A 16,327-nucleotide genomic window follows, 5' to 3' on the forward strand; every position below is an offset into this window, starting at 1 on the left:
GCGCTCGCCTGCCATCAGAAGAACTTCTTCAGGTCCATGCCCTGGTACAGCGCCGCCACCTGCTGGCCATAGCCGTTGAACGGCAGGGTCTTGCGCTTGGGCGCAAACAGCGCGCCGAAGCCGCTGCCGCGCTCTTCGCCGATGCGGCGCTCGGTGGCCTGGCTCCAGCGCGGATGGTCGACGTCCGGGTTCACGTTCGAGTAGAAGCCATATTCCTGTGGCGCGGCGAGGTTCCAGCTGGTCGGCGGCTGCTTGTCGACGAAGCGGATCTTCACGATCGACTTGGCGCTCTTGAAGCCGTATTTCCACGGCAGCACCATGCGCACCGGAGCGCCATTCTGGTTGGGCAGCACCTCGCCGTACAGGCCGAAGGTCAGCAATGCCAGCGGATGCATGGCCTCGTCCATGCGCAGGCCTTCGCTGTACGGCCAGTCGAGCACGCCGCTGCTGAGGCCGGGCATCTGCTTCTTGTCCGCCAGCGTGATGAACTGCACATACTTCGCGCCCGGCTGCGGCTCGACGCGGCGGATCAGCTCGGCCAGCGGATAGCCGATCCACGGAATCACCATCGACCAGCCCTCGACGCAGCGCAGCCGGTAGACGCGCTCCTCCATCGGCGCCAGTCTGGTCAGCTCGTCCAGGTCATAGACCTTGGGCTTCTTCACCAGCCCTTCGACCGCCACCTGCCACGGACGCGGACGCAGCGTGCCGGCGTGGCGCGCCGGATCGGACTTGTCGGTGCCGAACTCGTAGAAGTTGTTGTAGGTGGTCACCTCCTCGTACGGCGTGCGCTTCTCGGTGATGACGTAGGCGTTGTTGGGTGTGGCGGGCAGCCGGGCGCCATGCTGCCCTTGCGCGAAGGCCTGGCGCGCGAACCACGGCGCCAGCGTGCCGCCGGCCGCACCGGCGGCAGCGAGCGCCAGCATGCGGCGGCGCGCTTCGAAGACATGGCGCGGCGTGATCTCGCTGGCGGCAATGTCGTCGCCGCGCAGCCATTTGGGGGAAGGAATCAGCATGGTTTTCCTCGATTGCCTGGTCGTGCCGGCGCCGGCGGCGCCGCGTGCTTGCAGGATTGGACTCCGGGCTTGGTCGTGGAGTGCGGGCCAGTCCTGACAGTTTTTTGTGATGGCGTCGAAATGACGCATGCCTGCGCCTGCCAATGTGCCGCAGGCGCGCTGCGGGTGCGTTATCCGCCCTGGTATTGCTGGTACACCACCTGCGCCAGCGTCAGCAGCCGGGCGCGTTCCAGCGGCCCTGCCAGCGCAAAGCCCAGGTCGCGGTCAATCCAGTAGAACGCCATCATCGGGTCGCGGCCCGGCGTCCGCCGGCGCGCGCCCTCGCCCGTCATGCGCTCGACGCGGAAGCCGGTATCGGGCGTGCCCTGCGCCATGCGCCGCAGCTGCAGCGACAGGCGCGTGCCGTCGTCGGCTTCATACATCAGGATCGCCGACGGGCCGCCCTCGGCCACGCCCAGCCGGCCGCCGATCAGGTGGAAGCCCTGCGCGCGCAGGTCGGGCACCTGCAGCGCCGTGCCCAGGCGCCGGGACAGCCAGGCGATCAAATGGGCCTCTTCGGTCGCGGCAACTTCCACCGGGTGGCGCATCTCGGGGGCATAGACCGCGTGCGTGGCGAGCGCTTCGCGCGCAAAGCGCTCGCCAGGCGCGAGCACCAGCGTGCCGCCAGCAAGGCGGTCGTGCGCCAGCCAGCCCAGCGTACCGCCGACGGCCAGCAGCGCGAGCGACGCGCATGTGGCTGCCACGGCCATGGTCCAGCGCGGCCAGGGGCGGGCACCATCGCGCCGGCCGTCGCGGGCGCGGTTGCGACCCTGGTCGCCGTGCAAACCCTGCGGCAAGGCCGCCAGCGGCACCGGTTCATTGAGTACCGGGTCGAGCGCGCGGTGCAGCGCCTCGGCCTGCCGGCGCCAGGCGGCAACCTGTGCGGCCGCGTCCGGGTGCTGCGCCAGGTAGGCCTCGACGGCGGCGCGGCGCGCGCCGGCCAGCTGACCGTCGGCATAGGCGTGGAGATCGGCTTCGTGGATGCCCGGCATCATTTCACCCGTTGCAGCGCATTGGCGGCCGTGGCAGTTCGGTTCGGCGCCGCGCCGTCGAGCAGCCGCCGCATCTGTTCGCGTGCCCGCGCCAGCCGCGACATCACCGTGCCTGGCGGGATGTCGAGCACGCGCGCTGCCTCGGCGTAGGTCAATTGCTCCAGGCTGACCAGCAGCAGCACCGCGCGTTGCGGCTCGGGCAGCTGCGCCAGCGCCTGCGACAGGTCGCGGCGCAGCCCCGGGTCTTCGGCAGGGCCGCTGACCTCGGGCAGGGTATCGGTGGCCACCACCAGCTCCTTGCGGCGCAAGGCGTTCAGGCGCAGGCGATGCATCAGCGTCAGCAGCCACGGCAGCAGGCCGTCGGCGCCGTCGCCCCACCAGGCGCCGGGGCGCAGGCGGAAGCGCCAGCGGTAGCGCAGCGCGCGCTCGAGCGTGTCCTGCACCAGGTCGTCGGCCAGCGCCGCGTCGCCGGTAAGGCCGCGCGCATGGCGCCGCAACCGCGGCGCCAGCGCGACGAGCTGGCCGTCAAACCCTTCCATGCCGGGGTGGCTGTGGTGGCTGTGGTGGCGCTGGGAGTGGCTGCCGCCGCGTCAGGGCTTGGCCACGTGCCAGACGTTGTTGACGTTGTCGCCGGTGCGGTCGCCCGGCTTGGCGTCCTTGGCGAAGCGGTACAGCGGCTGGCCGCGGTAGGCCCACTGCTTGCTGCCGTCATCGCGCGTGATGATGGTGTACTGGCCCGAACCGCTGGTGCCCGGGGCGGCCATCAGCGGCGGCCAGTTGGTGGCGCAGGGGCCATTGCAGGCGCTCTTGCCGCTGCCGGCGGTGTCGCGGTCAAAGGTGTACAGCGTCAGGCCCTGCGGATCGGTCAGCACGCCATTGGTCACCTTGACCGTGGGCGGCAGATTGCCGGCGCTGCCTCCGCCCATGCCCATGCCGGCACAACCGGCGAGCAGGACGGCCGCGCAGCCGAGCGCGAGGGCGCCGGGACGAACCAGGGATGCAGCAGCGTTACGACGCAGACTTGCCATGATCTTGTTCTCCATGCAATTCGGTGCCGCCAGCCGGCACCGTCCCTCCAGTAAACACTGGATGTGATCTCTTTATTCCCGCAGCGGCCAAAAAAATTGAAAAAAGTCGAAAAAAAACCTGCCCGAAGGCAGGCCTTTTGCGTTGCAGCATGCGCGCGTCAGAGTTCGCCGTAGCTGTGCAGCCCTGACAGGAACATGTTCACGCCGAGGAAGGCAAAGGTCGTGACCAGCAGGCCGACCAGCGCCCACCAGGCCGCCACCGTGCCGCGCAGACCCTTCATCAGCCGCATATGCAGCCAGGCCGCGTAGTTCAGCCAGACGATCAGCGCCCAGGTTTCCTTCGGGTCCCAACTCCAGTAGCCGCCCCAGGCCTCGGCCGCCCACAGCGCGCCGAGGATGGTGGCGATGGTGAAGAAGGCAAAGCCGACCGCGATGGCCTTGTACATCACGTCGTCGAGCAGCTCCAGCGACGGCAGGCGCTCGGCGAGGATGCCGCGCTGCTTGAGCAGGTAGGCCACCGCGACCATCGCCGCCAGCGCAAAGGTGCCGTAGCCGATAAAGTTGGCCGGCACATGGATCTTCATCCACCAGCTTTGCAGCGCGGGCACCAGCGGCTGGATCTCCTGCGCATTGCGGCTGACCGTGTACCACAGCAGAAAGCCCACCGCGGCCGACACCACCAGCATCACGAACGGGCCCAGCGCGCGCGTGGCGTAACGGCCTTCGTAGTACAGGTAGAACAGCGAGGTGATCAGCGTGAACAGCACGAAGACTTCGTACAGGTTCGAGATCGGAATGTGGCCGATGTCTGCGCCGAGCAGGTAGGACTCGTACCAGCGCACCAGCATGCCGGTGAAGCCCAGCACCACCGCGCCCCAGCACAGCTTGCTGCCGAGGCTGTAGCCCGTGCCCGAGCGCGTGGCCAGCCCGACCCAGTAGAACAGCGTCGACAGGAACACCAGCGCGCTCATCCACAGGATGGCCGACTGGCTCGACAGGAAGTACTTGAGGAAGAAGGCCTGTTCGGCGCGCGCGAGCTGGCCCTGGTAGAGCTGGATCGCGAACAGCGACAGCACCGCCAGCGCCACCATCAGCGGCCGCACCGGCTTCCAGTGCCAGCCGAGCAGCGCGAAGGTGGGCACGGCGCCGATCAGCACGGCCTTGTCGTAGCCGTCCATCCACTGCCCGTATTGGGCCAGCGCCACGCCGGCGCCCGCGGCCAGCGCCAGCGCGAACAGCCAGTCCACCCAGCTGAGCCGGCGCAGGAAGGAAGGTTCGAGGTAGGCCTCGTCGGCGCCGCTGTCGGCGCGCCGGGTAGCGCGCATGGCGCGATCGGCCTGGTTCACATTAGAGGACATAGCGTACCTGCTCATTCAGTGGGGTGTGCCGGCGGGCTCTTGGGTAGCGCTGCGGCCCCCTGCGGCGCGGCCGATGTCGTCGCGCAGCGCCGTGAATTCCTTTTCGAAGTCCATGGTGCGGCGCTGGGTCGACATCGCCATCAGCACATGGCTGCCGGCATCGCCGTCGTCGGTGTTGCCCGCGGTGGGCTGGCCGGCAGACTTGTCGGTGGACTTGTCCTTCACCCAGACCCAGACGCGGCGCTCGCGGATATAGAACATCGCAAACACGCCCAGCACCAGCAGCAGACAGCCAAGATACACGATGTTCTTGCCGGGCGCACGGGTCAGCTGGAACACGCTGGCCTTGATTTCCTGGAAGTCGTCGAGCTGCAGGAACACGGGTGCGCCGTAGAAGAAACTATCCGACAGCGCATTGATGGCCTGCTGCAGGAAGGCGCTGCTCTGGGCACTGTTGGCCACCACCGGCAGCTGGTCCTGCGCGCGCGCGAGCTGCCACAGCTCCCACATCGAACCGTTCAGGATCTTCAGCAGCACGTCGGCGGCCTTCTGCTGCTCGGCCGGCGGCACGGACTTTTCCAGGAAGGCCGCGATGGCGGTAAAGCCGCCCGGTGGCGAATCCGGCGTGGGGCGCGTCGCCCCCGCGAACAGGTCGAGCGCGCGCAGCGCGCTTTCGGCCAGCTGCCGGCGCAGCTCGGCCTTGTCGTCGCCAGGCATCGACGCCTGCGCAAAGCGGCGCGCGGCCTCGCCGCGCAGCGCGCGGTCCTGCAGCGCGGCGCGCAGGCGCATCCAGTCAGCCACGCTGCCCTGGTCGTCGGCGGGAATGCGCAGGTAGCGGAACGGCTCGCTGGGCGACTCGCGCATGCCGGCCAGGAACACCGACTGGCCGTCCATCTGCACCGGCACCATGTAGTTGTTGTACTCGCGCGCCTGTCCGGTGCGGTCGCGCAGCTTGTACTGCACCGACGGGCCGACATTGCGCAGGGTCTTGGCGCGGTCGGTGCTGGCGGCGGCGCCGAGATGCTTGTCCAGCGTTTCGTTGAAGGACTTGCGCGCCACGCCACGCGCATCGGGCTTGCCCGAGGCGTCGGTGACGTTTTCGATATTCATCAAACGGAAGTCGCTGAACTCCACCGTCAGTCCGTCGCCATCCGCGCTGGTGCCGGTGCCGGCCAGCGGCTTGTTGCCGCCCACGGCGCCATCGATGGTGAAGGTGGCGTGGCCGCTGCCCTGCATCGGGTAGCCGACGAACTTCAGGCGCGAGCCGCCGTCCTCGAAGCTGGACTGGTAGATGGCGATGCCGTCGACGATCAGCGGCTCGTTCACCTTGATGGTGGCCTCGGTGCGCTTGCCGGTGGCGCGGTCGGTCACGACCACGTCCGAGGCAAACAGCTTGGGCATGCCGGTCTCGTAGAAGTCGACCTTGAACTTCTTCAGCGTGATCGCGAACGGCAGGTCCTGCACCAGCGCTCCGTCGGCAATGTTGAGGATGGCGGTGGAGACGGTCGAGCCCTCGGGCACGTAGGCGTTGCCACGGAAGCCCGGGTTGTTCACCGACAGCCGGTGCTGCGGCGGGATCTCGCTGATTACCGCGTTGCCGCGGATCGGGGTCTTGTCGCCCAGCCACATCTGCGCGCGGATCAGCAGGTCGCCGTCGAGCAGGCCGCCGATGCAGATCACCACGATGGCGGTGTGCGCCAGGATATAGCCGACCTTGTTGGCGGCGCCAGCCTTGGCGGCCAGCAGCGTGGCGCCGTCATGCTCGACGGCCTTGACGCGGTAGCCGCGGTTGCGCAGCAACGCCGTCAGCCGGCCAACGGCCTCGGTGCGCGCACGCGCGCCGTCGAACTCGCCGCGATGATGGAAGGCGCGCAGGCTGCGCTCGCGCACATGGTCCTTCCACGAGCGCATGTCGGCGATCATCTTGGGCGCGTTGCGCACCAGGCACAGGCTGGTGGACACCACCAGGAAGGCCAGGATCAGCAGGAACCACCACGAGCCGTAGACCTTCTGCAGCGACAGCGTGTGGAACACATCGGCCCAGAACGGACCGAACTGGTTGACGTAGTTCGAATACGGCTCGTTCTGCTTGAGCACGGTGCCGATCACGCTGGCGATGGAGATCACCGTCAGCAGCGCGATCGCAAAGCGCATCGAGGACAACAATTCGACCGCGTCGCGCAGCACGCGGTGAGAGGTCTTCAGGTGCAGCCCTGAAGTGGAAGCGGTCGACATGTGCAGTGAAACCTAAAACAGCGTACGGCCTGGAAATGAATAAAGGGTGGACATGCTTTGGCAAGCAGGCCACCCTTTTCGATTGTGACAAGCGCGTTCGGTTGCATGCGTGGCCGCGCCATCCGGCGGCGGCCGCTCAACCGGTGCGCCGGCGCGCGAAGGCGCCAGCGTCGCGGAATCCCGGATCGTCAGCGAACCCCGGCGACGTAGTCCGCCACCGCCTTGATCTCGGCATCCGACATCTTGGCGGCGATGGTCGTCATGACCGGGTTGTTCTTGCGGGTGCCCTGGCGGAATGCCACCAGTTGTGCCTCGGTATAGTCGGCCCACTGGCCGCCGATGCGCGGATACTGCGCCGGCATGCCTGCGCCGGCGGGGCCATGGCAGGCGGCGCAGGCCGGCACGCCCTTGGCGGCGATGCCGGCGCGATAGATCTTCTGGCCGGCTTCGATGCTGTCCTTGTTCTTGGCGGTGGCCGGCTTGAGCGACTGCTTGGCGAGATAGGCGCCGACGTTGCGCATTTCCTCGTCGGTCAGCACCGACGCCATCGGCACCATGATCGCGTTGCTGCGGGTCTTGGCCTTGAAGTCGGCCAGCTGCTTGTGGACGTACTCGGGATGCTGCGCGGCCAGCTTCGGGTTGGCGGCGGCCGCGCTGTTGCCGGCGGCACCGTGGCAGCTCAGGCAGGCGGGCACATTGCGATCGGGGGCACCTTGCGTGTACAGCGTTTCACCCTTGGCCGGGTCCGCCTTGGCGGCGGCCTGCTCTGCGGCAGATGCCAGACCGGAAAGGGCGGCGGCAGGAACGGCCAGAGCCAGGACACCCAGAATCTTCGCAATGCGGTTCATTCGCACACCTTCTCTGAATTGTTTTGGATACCGTGATGCATGCCGCTCCGGCGCTTTGCCGGCGGTGAGGACGCGCCGGTGCAAAAGGCTGGGAATCGTGGCGACCCGCGAGCGGCTGACCGATCCGCGCAACGCTGGCCGTGGCGGCAGACCCCGCCAGCCCGCGCCCGCCGCCGCCGCACCGTCCGGTGCAACGCGCAATGCGAGGCAAGGCCTTGCCCACGATGGAACGACACACTAGGCTTCCCGCCCGGACGACGGCAGCCGAGGCACGCGGCATGGATGCCACGCGTCACCCGCTCAGGAGACCGTAAACCGGCGTATTGTACAATAAGTTATGTGCCGGATTGATGCCTTGCGCCTTGTCGTGCCCGCTTCGGGCTGCGCCAGATCAAGCCCGGCGGGCGGCCCAGGCCGCAGCCATCCCACCCTGGCGAGACCCCGGCCCCGGCACGCGCTTGCGCGCGGCCTCCGCGGCCCGCCCCACTGCTCTAGCGCATGTCCCTTCTTCACCAGGCCCGCTTCTTCATCACCGTGAACCACCTGCGCGACCTGCCCGCCACGGCCGTGCCCGAGGTCGCGTTCGCCGGCCGCTCCAACGCCGGCAAGTCCACCGCGATCAACATCCTGTGCAACCAGAAGCGGCTGGCGTTCTCGTCGCGCACGCCCGGGCGCACCCAGCACATCAACTATTTCTCGGTGGCGCCGGTCAAGGCGCCCGACCCGCTTGCGTTCCTGGTCGACCTGCCCGGCTACGGCTATGCCGAGGTCTCGGGCTCGGCCAAGTACCACTGGCAGGGCCTGCTGAGCGATTACGTGCAGACCCGCCAGCAGCTCGCCGGCCTGATCCTGATGATGGATGCGCGCCGGCCGTTCACGGATCTCGATTGCCAGATGGTCGAGTGGTTCCTGCCGACCGGACGACCGATCCACGTGCTGCTGACCAAGGCCGACAAGCTCACCAACAGCGAAAACGCCAAGGCCCTGCGCGAGACCCGCAAGATGCTGCAAGGCTATGCCGAGCAGCTGGAAACGCCGGTGCCGATGACGGCGCAGCTGTTCTCGAGCCTCAAGCGCCGCGGCATCGATGAGGCGCAGGGCGTGATCGCCGGCTGGCTGAACCTGCCGGAAGCGCAAAAGGCGGAGCGCGAGCCCGCCGCAAACACCATGCCTCCTGCCTCCGATCCGGCTGCGTGATCCTGGCAGCGAGCGCCTGGCAGCGAGCGCGCAAAAAAAAGCCCCGTCGCAAGCAACGGGGACAAACTTTCCCGCCGGTGGGGCGGGTACCCGCTCAGGGAGGAGTAGCGGGGGACACCGCGCCACGCAGCGCGCAACGCAAAGTGTCCGCGAGTATGATGGCGGGCACGCACAAAAGTTTAGTTTTTCTTCGGCCAGCCGCACGACGCTGCGCGCGCCGCGCTTGCCGGCCTGCATTTCGTCCTCTTCCGCCAACAAGCCGCCATGTCCACCTTCCCCGAGTTCCGCCCGCGCCGCATGCGCCGCGATGACTTCTCCCGCCGCATGATGCGCGAGCATCGCCTGTCCCCGGACAACCTGATCTACCCGGTCTTCATCCTCGACGGACAGAACCAGCGCCAGGCCGTGGCCTCGATGCCAGGCGTGGAGCGCGTTTCGGTCGACCTGCTGATGCCGGTGGCAGAAGACTGCGTCAAGCTCGGCATCCCCGTGCTGGCGCTGTTCCCGGTGATCGACCCGGCGCTGAAGACGCCCGACGGCATCGAGGCCACCAACCCCGACGGGCTGGTGCCGCGCGCCGTGCGCGCGCTCAAGGACCGCTTCCCCGAGCTCGGCGTGCTGTGCGACGTGGCGCTCGACCCGTACACCAGCCATGGCCAGGACGGCGTGCTCGACGACAACGGCTACGTGATCAACGATGCGACGGTGGAGATCCTGGTGCGCCAGGCGCTGGCGCAAGCCGAGGCCGGGGTCGACATCGTCGCCCCGTCCGACATGATGGACGGCCGCATCGGCGCCGTGCGCACCGCGCTGGAAGACAACGGCCACATCCATACCCGCATCATGGCGTACTCGGCCAAGTACGCGTCGGCGTTCTACGGCCCGTTCCGCGACGCGGTGGGCTCGGCCGCCAACCTGGGCAAGGGCAACAAGATGACCTACCAGATGGATCCGGCCAACACCGACGAGGCCCTGCGCGAGGTGGCGCAGGACATCCTGGAAGGCGCCGACATGGTGATGGTCAAGCCCGGCATGCCGTACCTGGACATCGTGCGCCGCGTGAAGGACGAGTTCCGCTTCCCCACCTACGTGTACCAGGTCAGCGGCGAGTACGCGATGCTCAAGGCTGCCGCGCAGAACGGCTGGCTGGACCACGACAAGGTGATGATGGAATCGCTGCTGGCGTTCCGCCGCGCCGGTGCCGACGGCATCCTGACCTATTTCGCGCGCGACGCCGCGCGGCTGCTGAAGGCCTGACGGCCGGCCGACCGCATGGAGTTGCTAGGTTTCTCAGCGAGCCAGGTACACCCGCTCGCCTCGCTCACCGAGGCGAGCAGCTTTCTGTCGGGCAATGCCGCGTCGCTGTTCGTGTGGGCGGATTTTTCCACCGAAGAGGTCACCGCGGCGCCCGACGCGTGGCGCGAGCAGGTGCGCCAGCTTGCCGGCGCGCCCATCCTCGACCTGCACCTGGCCGACGCCACCAACGCCGCGCATCCGTCGTACTTCGATACGACCCATGCGTACGACATGGTGATCTTCCGCAAGCTGACCTTCGAGACCAGCCGCGCCATTGCCGAGGCCGAGCCGCAGGACGCGGCCGGCCCGGCCGGCACCACCAGGCCGGCCACGGCCGAAGCAGTGGCGCGGCAGAAGCGTTATGCGCCGGGCTTCCTGCCGGCGCTGGCCAGGATCGACACCCAGCCGGTCACGTTCTTCATGTTCGACACCGTGCTGGTGACGGTACGGTCCGGGCCCTCGCGCACCATCGACCAGGTGCGCCAGCGTTTGCTGGAGCTATGCCAGGCCCCGCGTCCTCAAGCCGCGCCCGCGCGCGGCAACGGCCAGTCGCTGCTGCACGGCATCCGTCCGCCGAGCCGGCCCGAAGACCTGATGCTGCGGCTGCTCAACGCCATGGTCGACCGCTACCTGGAACTGCGCGCGCCGCTGACGCGCCAGCTCGACCGCTGGCAGCGCGCGCTGCTGAACTCGCGCCGCAGCTTCTCCAGCTGGGAAGGGCTGCTCGATGCGCGCATCCAGCTGCGCAAGCTGGAGCACCTGAGCGAGGAGCAGCGCGACGCGCTGCAGGAATTCCGCGACAGCCTGCTCGACAACCGCTACAGCAGCGACCAGCCCGGCGGCGCGGCCAATGCGCCAGGGCGCGATGAGGTGCTGCTGGTGCGCATCAACGACGTCATGGAGCATATCCAGCGGGTGCTGGCGCATGCGCGCCGGCTGGAGGATTCGATCGAATCGGCGGTGCAGATCCACTTCTCGGCGGTGGCGCACCGGACCAACCGCACCATGCGCGCGCTGACGCTGATCACGGCGCTGTTCATGCCGCTGACGCTGATCACCGGCGTCTTCGGCATGAACTTCGACCGCATGCCCTGGCTGCAAGAGCCGCAGGGCTTCTGGTGGTCGATCGGCCTGATGGGCGCGGTGGCGGTGGTACTGGCGGCGTTGTGGGGCGTGGCGCGGCAGCTGGAGCGCTAGCGGCGGGCCTGGGTACACCCCGGGCACGCCTCAGGTGCGCGTACGCGTACCGAAAGCGCGCTCCAGGCTTTCCAGGAAGCGGTTGGCTGACTGGTAGCCGATCACGCGCACCGGACGCTCGCGCCCGTCCGGCCCGAACAGGATGATGCCGGGCGGCCCGAACAGCCCGAAGCGCTTGAGCAAGGCCTTGTCGTCGGCATTGTTGGCGGTCACGTCCGCCTGCAGCAGCACGATCTCGGACAGCCGCGCACGCACGCGTGGATCGACAAAGGTCATGCGCTCCATTTCCTTGCAGCTGACGCACCAGTCGGCATAGAAATCCAGCAGCACCGGCTTGCCCGCGGCGGCGGCCTGCGCCACGCGGGCGTCGAGCTCAGCCACGCTGCGCACGCGCTCGAAGCGCACCGCCTGCGCGCCGCCGGCGCCTTCGCCCCCTGTGCGCGCCACGCTCAGGTGCGACAGCGGCTGCAGCGGATCGCGTCCGCCCGAGGCCACGCCGATCAGCACGATCGCGGCAGCGATGGCAAACAGCACGCCCACGCCCTTGCCCACCCGCACCAGGTTGCGCGGATCCGGCCCCAGCCCGTCGAAGGCACCGAGGAACACCGCCGCCACCAGCAACAGCGCCGCCAGCAGCAGCATCGTGGCCCACGCCGGCAGCACCGGCCCCAGCATCCACAGCGCCACGCCCAGCAGCAGGAAGCCGAAGAAACGCTTGGTCACCTCCATCCAGCGGCCGGCGCGCGGCAGCAGGTTGCCCGCGCCCACGCCGACCAGCACCAGCGGCACGCCCATGCCCAGCGCCATCGCAAACAGCGCGGCGCCGCCGATCACGGCGTCGCGGCTCTGCGCGATATAGGCCAGCGCACCCGCCAGCGGCGCCGTCACGCACGGCCCGACGATCAGCGCGGAGATCGCCCCCATCGCCGCGGCCCCGACCACCTGCCCGCCCTTGCGGCGGTTGGACGACTCCGTCAGCCGAGTCTGCCAGCGCTGCGGCAGTTGCAGTTCGTACAGTCCGAACATCGACAGCGCCAGCGCCACCATCAGCGCGGCGAAGGCTCCCAGCACCCAGGGCGTCTGCAGTGCGGCCGACAGCCCCTCGCCCAGCAGGCCCGCGGCGACGCCAACCGCCGTGTACACCACCGCCATGCCCAGCACATAGGCCAGCGACACCAGCAGCGCGCGGCCGCGCGTGACGTGCTCGCCGACGACGATCGACGACAGGATCGGCACCATCGGCAGCACGCACGGCGTAAAGGTCAGCAGCAGGCCCAGGCCGAAGAACAGTGCGCCGATCAGGCCAAGGTTGCGGCTGGCCAGCGCGCCGGCGATGCGGTCGCTGTCGTCGGCGCGCAGGGTCGCGGCCGAACCCGGTACGGCGGGTACTGCGGGCACCGCGGGCGCCGGAACCGGTTCGGCCGCCGGGGCGTCGCTGCGGCCGCGCTTGCCGAACAGGTCGGCCAGCGCGTTGCCGCCCACCTTGTAGACGCTTTCCATCGGCGGATAGCACAGGCCCTTGTCGGCGCAGCCCTGCGAGGTCACCGTCAGCGTCCATTTGCCTGCGGCGGCCTCGACCGGCACGCGGATGACCACGCTGTCGCGGTAGGTCTCCATCTCCTTGCCGAAGGTCTCGTCGAACTTGACCTTGCCCTGCGGGTAGACCGGCGCGCCCAGCTTCACCCCGGCCGGCTGCGCGGCGAAGGCGAAACGCTCGCGGTACATGTAGTAGCCCGGCGCGACGTCGAAGCGCACTTCAATGGTCTTGTCGTCAGGCTGGCTGGCGGCGAAGCGGAAGGCTTGCTCGGGCGGCAGGAAGTCGTCCTCGGTGGCGGCGTGGAGGCTGCCCGCCAGGCACAGCCAGGCCAGCGCCGTCAGCAGCGCTGCGGCAATTTGCCGCGCCCACATCTGCCCGGGCATGCCCGCCCGCCGTGCCAAACCGATGTTCATGAAGCCGATTCCTGTTGGTCTTGATCCTGAGGTGCTGCCGTACCTGGCGCTGCGTCGCGGGCATCGCCGCCCGGTGCCGCCGTTCCCGCCTGCGCCGGTACGCCGGCGGTCTCGCTGCGAACCCATTCCAGGTAGGGCCCGTAGCCCGCTGACACGGGCCACGCGAGCAGCTCAGGCACGTCATAGGGGTGATGTTGCCGGATCACGGCCTCGAGCGCAGCGTAGCGTGCGCGCGTGGTCTTGATCAGCAGCGGCCATTCCCGCGCCTGCTCAAGCTTGCCCTGCCACCAGTACTCGGATTCGACCGGCGCCAGACGGTTCACGCAGGCAGCGGCGCGCGCCTGCAGCACGGCCCGCGACAAGCGCGCCGCGGTGTCGGCATCGGGGGTATTGGTGAGGACGACGAGCACCTCGTCCGGACCGGCGCCCTGGTCAGTATGGCTTTGCATCGACAATCTCCCTCGACCGGCAACCGCCGACCCGCCCCAAAACAAAAGAGCCAGGCGGATGCCTGGCTCGATTGTAAGCGGTGTGCCCGGAACCGTCGCGCGACGGCAGCGGGCTGGAAACGCACTTATTCCGCGGCTTCTTCGGCCGGGGCTTCGGTGATTTCCGGACGATCCACCAGCTCGACCAGCGCCATCGGCGCGTTGTCGCCCTGACGGAAGCCGAACTTCAGGATGCGGGTGTAGCCGCCCGGACGGGTGGCGTAGCGCGGGCCCAGTTCGGTGAACAGCTTGGTGACCATGTCGCGGTCGCGCAGGCGGGCGAACGCCAGGCGGCGGTTGGCAACGGTGTCCTTCTTGGCCAGCGTGATCAGCGGCTCGACAACCTTGCGCAGTTCCTTGGCCTTGGGCACGGTGGTCTTGATCAGCTCGTGCTGGAACAGCGAGTTGGACATGTTGCGCAGCATCGCGAGACGGTGCGACGAAGTGCGGTTCAGTTTCCGCAGACCATGACGGTGACGCATGATGATTCCTTTCAGTTAAGTGTTTGACCAGCTCTTCTATCGTCCGATGCGGCTGGACGCGGGCCGGTAGTCGTACATGCCCCGGCCGAAGCCGGAGCGGTTGCTGCGGTGCGGGACCGATGCCCCGCGCCCCAATTACTTTTCCAGACCTGCGGGCGGCCAGTTCTCGAGCTTCATGCCGAGGGTCAGGCCGCGCGAGGCGAGGACTTCCTTGATCTCGTTGAGCGACTTGCGACCCAGGTTCGGGGTCTTGAGCAGTTCGTTCTCGGTACGCTGGATCAGGTCGCCGATGTAGTAGATGTTTTCGGCCTTCAGGCAGTTGGCCGAACGCACCGTCAGCTCCAGGTCGTCGACCGGGCGCAGCAGGATCGGATCGATCTGCGGCGTGCGGCTCGAAGCAGCCTCGGCGGCCGACTCGGTGCCTTCCAGCGCGGCGAACACGGACAGCTGGTCGACCAGGATGCGGGCCGACTGGCGGATCGCTTCCTCGGGCGAGATCACGCCGTCGGTTTCGATGTTCATCACCAGCTTGTCGAGGTCGGTACGCTGCTCGACGCGGGCCGATTCAACCGCGTACGACACGCGGCGCACCGGCGAGAACGAGGCGTCCAGCACGATGCGGCCGATGACCTTGCCGGATTCGTCGCCGAACTTGCGCACGTTGCCCGGCACATAGCCGCGGCCTTGCTCGACCTTGATCTGCATGTCCAGCTTGCCGCCGGCCGACAGATGGGCGATCACGTGGTTCGGGTTGATGATCTCGACGTCGTGCGGCAGCTCGATATCGGCGGCCGTGACCACGCCTTCGCCATCCTTGCGCAGCGACACCGTGACTTCGTCGCGGTTGTGCAGCTTGAACACCACGCCCTTCAGGTTGAGCAGCAGGTTGACGACGTCTTCCTGCACGCCGTCGATGGTGGAATACTCGTGGACCACCCCAGCGATCGTGACTTCGGTCGGGGCATAACCGACCATCGACGACAGCAGCACGCGACGCAGGGCGTTACCGAGCGTATGGCCGTAGCCGCGCTCGAACGGCTCCATCACGACTTTGGCGTGATGGTCGCCCAGAGGCTCGACGGCGATGATTTTTGGCTTGAGGAGTGCTGTTTGCATTAGGTTGTCCTTTTCAATACCCTCGGCTCGTTACACCGATAAGGCTGACGTTTGGAACCTGGAAATCCCATCGTAACGATGGGCGAAGCCCGACGCGCGCGAAGCGCGTCGGGCTGAAGGAGAAGCTTTGCGACGAACGCAAGCTCTGGGCCGGGTGCTCGCGGATTAACGCGAGTACAGTTCGACGATCAGGCTTTCGTTGATGTCGCCCGAGATATCGGCGCGATCCGGGACTTGCTTGAAGGTGCCTTCGAACTTCTTGGCATCCACGGCGACCCAGGTCGGGAAGCCCGACTGCTCGGCCAGCGACAGCGCTTCGGCGATACGGACCTGCTTCTTCGACTGCTCGCGGATGGTGATGACGTCGCCCGACTTGATCTGGGCCGACGGCACGTTCAGGGTCTGACCGTTCACCAGGATCGCCTTGTGCGACACCAGCTGGCGCGCTTCAGCGCGGGTCGAGCCGAAGCCCATGCGGTACACCACGTTGTCCAGGCGCGATTCCAGCAGTTGCAGCAGGTTTTCGCCGGTGTTGCCCTTGCGGCGGTCGGCTTCGGCGAAGTAGCGGCGGAACTGGCGCTCGAGCACGCCGTAGATGCGCTTGACCTTCTGCTTTTCGCGCAGCTGGTTGCCGTAGTCGGAGGTGCGGGCACCCGAGGTGCGGCCATGCTGGCCCGGCTTGCTGTCCAGCTTGCACTTGTCGGCCAGCGAGCGGCGCGAGCTCTTCAGGAACAGATCGGTGCCTTCACGGCGGGAAAGTTTGGCCTTCGGGCCGGTATAACGTGCCACGTTGTCTTCCTTTGATCGATCACGGCGCCTTCAGGACGCGCCGTGAGTCCGCCAACGCAGTGCTGCCGCGGTGCCTCGGGGCACGCGCCAGACCGTGACGGACGGTGGGCTTATTAAGCGCGCTCCGTTGCGGGAGGCGTCGCTGCAAGCATTTACCAATACGCCGGGACTGCAATGTGCCTTGAAAGACACTAGCCCGACGCAAAACGAAAACCTGCCGCATTAAAATGCAGCAGGTCAACGCGCGATACTACCATATCCGAAACCGGCAGGTAAACCCGCCGGCTGCGGACACG

At 67.8% G+C, this 16,327-nt stretch carries 14 protein-coding genes and 1 pseudogene; 3 read left to right on the forward strand and 12 right to left on the reverse strand.

Features of this window, described 5'->3' with window-relative positions; all coding sequences use genetic code 11:
• Positions 1 to 14: 14 nt before the first annotated feature.
• The 7 genes from msrP to GA0116996_RS26240 all read right to left on the reverse strand — a co-directional run bounded on the left by msrP (position 15) and on the right by GA0116996_RS26240 (position 7,516).
• On the reverse strand, positions 15 to 1,016 hold the full coding sequence (msrP, locus tag GA0116996_RS26210) for a protein-methionine-sulfoxide reductase catalytic subunit MsrP (protein WP_092317588.1): 1,002 nt from the start codon (positions 1,014 to 1,016) through the stop codon (positions 15 to 17).
• 170 nt (positions 1,017 to 1,186) lie between these two features.
• Entirely contained in the window at positions 1,187 to 2,050 is an 864-nt protein-coding gene (locus GA0116996_RS26215; RefSeq protein ID WP_092317591.1) for an anti-sigma factor family protein, read from the reverse strand.
• The gene (locus GA0116996_RS26220) at positions 2,047 to 2,586 is read right to left on the reverse strand and encodes an RNA polymerase sigma factor (RefSeq protein WP_092317594.1); all 540 of its coding nucleotides are present in this window, start codon (positions 2,584 to 2,586) and stop codon (positions 2,047 to 2,049) included. Before GA0116996_RS26220 ends, GA0116996_RS26215 begins: the two co-directional genes overlap by 4 nt.
• Positions 2,587 to 2,637: 51 nt before the next feature.
• The gene (locus GA0116996_RS26225) at positions 2,638 to 3,075 is read right to left on the reverse strand and encodes a COG4315 family predicted lipoprotein (RefSeq protein ID WP_026164031.1); all 438 of its coding nucleotides are present in this window, start codon (positions 3,073 to 3,075) and stop codon (positions 2,638 to 2,640) included.
• Positions 3,076 to 3,233: 158 nt separating this feature from the next.
• Complete coding sequence (gene ccsB, locus GA0116996_RS26230) at positions 3,234 to 4,400, reverse strand: c-type cytochrome biogenesis protein CcsB (protein ID WP_092317668.1); 1,167 nt, start codon at positions 4,398 to 4,400, stop codon at positions 3,234 to 3,236.
• Between the two features lie 48 nt (positions 4,401 to 4,448).
• Entirely contained in the window at positions 4,449 to 6,668 is a 2,220-nt protein-coding gene (locus GA0116996_RS26235) for a cytochrome c biogenesis protein ResB (RefSeq protein WP_092317597.1), read from the reverse strand.
• A 188-nt stretch (positions 6,669 to 6,856) separates the two neighbouring features.
• Entirely contained in the window at positions 6,857 to 7,516 is a 660-nt protein-coding gene (locus GA0116996_RS26240; protein WP_092317600.1) for a c-type cytochrome, read from the reverse strand.
• A 498-nt stretch (positions 7,517 to 8,014) separates the two neighbouring features.
• Between GA0116996_RS26240 and yihA the strand changes: the two genes are divergently transcribed.
• From yihA to GA0116996_RS26255, 3 genes are all read left to right on the forward strand, one after another.
• Positions 8,015 to 8,713 (forward strand): ribosome biogenesis GTP-binding protein YihA/YsxC, encoded by a 699-nt coding sequence (gene yihA, locus GA0116996_RS26245; protein ID WP_092317603.1) that lies wholly within the window; start codon positions 8,015 to 8,017, stop codon positions 8,711 to 8,713.
• A gap of 264 nt (positions 8,714 to 8,977) precedes the next feature.
• On the forward strand, positions 8,978 to 9,970 hold the full coding sequence (gene hemB / locus GA0116996_RS26250) for a porphobilinogen synthase (protein ID WP_092317606.1): 993 nt from the start codon (positions 8,978 to 8,980) through the stop codon (positions 9,968 to 9,970).
• A gap of 15 nt (positions 9,971 to 9,985) precedes the next feature.
• Positions 9,986 to 11,206, forward strand: a complete 1,221-nt coding sequence (locus GA0116996_RS26255) for a magnesium transporter CorA family protein (RefSeq protein WP_092317609.1) — start codon at positions 9,986 to 9,988, stop codon at positions 11,204 to 11,206.
• A 30-nt stretch (positions 11,207 to 11,236) separates the two neighbouring features.
• Here the strand turns inward: GA0116996_RS26255 and dsbD are convergent, their stop codons facing one another.
• The 5 genes and pseudogenes from dsbD to rpsD form a co-directional block, all read right to left on the reverse strand.
• Positions 11,237 to 13,156 carry a protein-disulfide reductase DsbD gene (gene dsbD, locus GA0116996_RS26260; protein ID WP_092317612.1) on the reverse strand — a complete coding sequence of 640 codons (1,920 nt, stop codon included), beginning with the start codon at positions 13,154 to 13,156 and terminating at the stop codon, positions 11,237 to 11,239.
• An 89-nt stretch (positions 13,157 to 13,245) separates the two neighbouring features.
• A pseudogene (cutA, locus tag GA0116996_RS26265) lies at positions 13,246 to 13,605 on the reverse strand (divalent-cation tolerance protein CutA); the annotation flags it as partial.
• A gap of 125 nt (positions 13,606 to 13,730) precedes the next feature.
• Positions 13,731 to 14,126 carry a 50S ribosomal protein L17 gene (gene rplQ, locus GA0116996_RS26270; RefSeq protein WP_010812373.1) on the reverse strand — a complete coding sequence of 132 codons (396 nt, stop codon included), beginning with the start codon at positions 14,124 to 14,126 and terminating at the stop codon, positions 13,731 to 13,733.
• A 135-nt stretch (positions 14,127 to 14,261) separates the two neighbouring features.
• Positions 14,262 to 15,242: a DNA-directed RNA polymerase subunit alpha gene (locus GA0116996_RS26275; RefSeq protein ID WP_010812374.1), complete on the reverse strand. Its 981-nt coding sequence runs from the start codon at positions 15,240 to 15,242 to the stop codon at positions 14,262 to 14,264.
• Positions 15,243 to 15,407: 165 nt separating this feature from the next.
• The gene (gene rpsD / locus GA0116996_RS26280) at positions 15,408 to 16,031 is read right to left on the reverse strand and encodes a 30S ribosomal protein S4 (protein ID WP_012354133.1); all 624 of its coding nucleotides are present in this window, start codon (positions 16,029 to 16,031) and stop codon (positions 15,408 to 15,410) included.
• Between the last annotated feature and the right edge of the window lie 296 nt (positions 16,032 to 16,327).

Source organism: Cupriavidus alkaliphilus (genome assembly GCF_900094595.1).
GTDB lineage: Bacteria > Pseudomonadota > Gammaproteobacteria > Burkholderiales > Burkholderiaceae > Cupriavidus > Cupriavidus alkaliphilus.

What these genes read in the sequence shown, in the direction of transcription:
- msrP (WP_092317588.1), bottom strand. Translation starts at nt 1,016, where the DNA reads ATGCTGATTCCTTCCCCCAAATGGCTGCGCGGCGACGACATTGCCGCC.
- GA0116996_RS26215 (WP_092317591.1), bottom strand. Translation starts at nt 2,050, where the DNA reads ATGATGCCGGGCATCCACGAAGCCGATCTCCACGCCTATGCCGACGGT.
- GA0116996_RS26220 (WP_092317594.1), bottom strand. Translation starts at nt 2,586, where the DNA reads ATGGAAGGGTTTGACGGCCAGCTCGTCGCGCTGGCGCCGCGGTTGCGG.
- GA0116996_RS26225 (WP_026164031.1), bottom strand. Translation starts at nt 3,075, where the DNA reads ATGGCAAGTCTGCGTCGTAACGCTGCTGCATCCCTGGTTCGTCCCGGC.
- ccsB (WP_092317668.1), bottom strand. Translation starts at nt 4,400, where the DNA reads ATGCGCGCTACCCGGCGCGCCGACAGCGGCGCCGACGAGGCCTACCTC.
- GA0116996_RS26235 (WP_092317597.1), bottom strand. Translation starts at nt 6,668, where the DNA reads ATGTCGACCGCTTCCACTTCAGGGCTGCACCTGAAGACCTCTCACCGC.
- GA0116996_RS26240 (WP_092317600.1), bottom strand. Translation starts at nt 7,516, where the DNA reads ATGAACCGCATTGCGAAGATTCTGGGTGTCCTGGCTCTGGCCGTTCCT.
- yihA (WP_092317603.1), top strand. Translation starts at nt 8,015, where the DNA reads ATGTCCCTTCTTCACCAGGCCCGCTTCTTCATCACCGTGAACCACCTG.
- hemB (WP_092317606.1), top strand. Translation starts at nt 8,978, where the DNA reads ATGTCCACCTTCCCCGAGTTCCGCCCGCGCCGCATGCGCCGCGATGAC.
- GA0116996_RS26255 (WP_092317609.1), top strand. Translation starts at nt 9,986, where the DNA reads ATGGAGTTGCTAGGTTTCTCAGCGAGCCAGGTACACCCGCTCGCCTCG.
- dsbD (WP_092317612.1), bottom strand. Translation starts at nt 13,156, where the DNA reads ATGAACATCGGTTTGGCACGGCGGGCGGGCATGCCCGGGCAGATGTGG.
- rplQ (WP_010812373.1), bottom strand. Translation starts at nt 14,126, where the DNA reads ATGCGTCACCGTCATGGTCTGCGGAAACTGAACCGCACTTCGTCGCAC.
- GA0116996_RS26275 (WP_010812374.1), bottom strand. Translation starts at nt 15,242, where the DNA reads ATGCAAACAGCACTCCTCAAGCCAAAAATCATCGCCGTCGAGCCTCTG.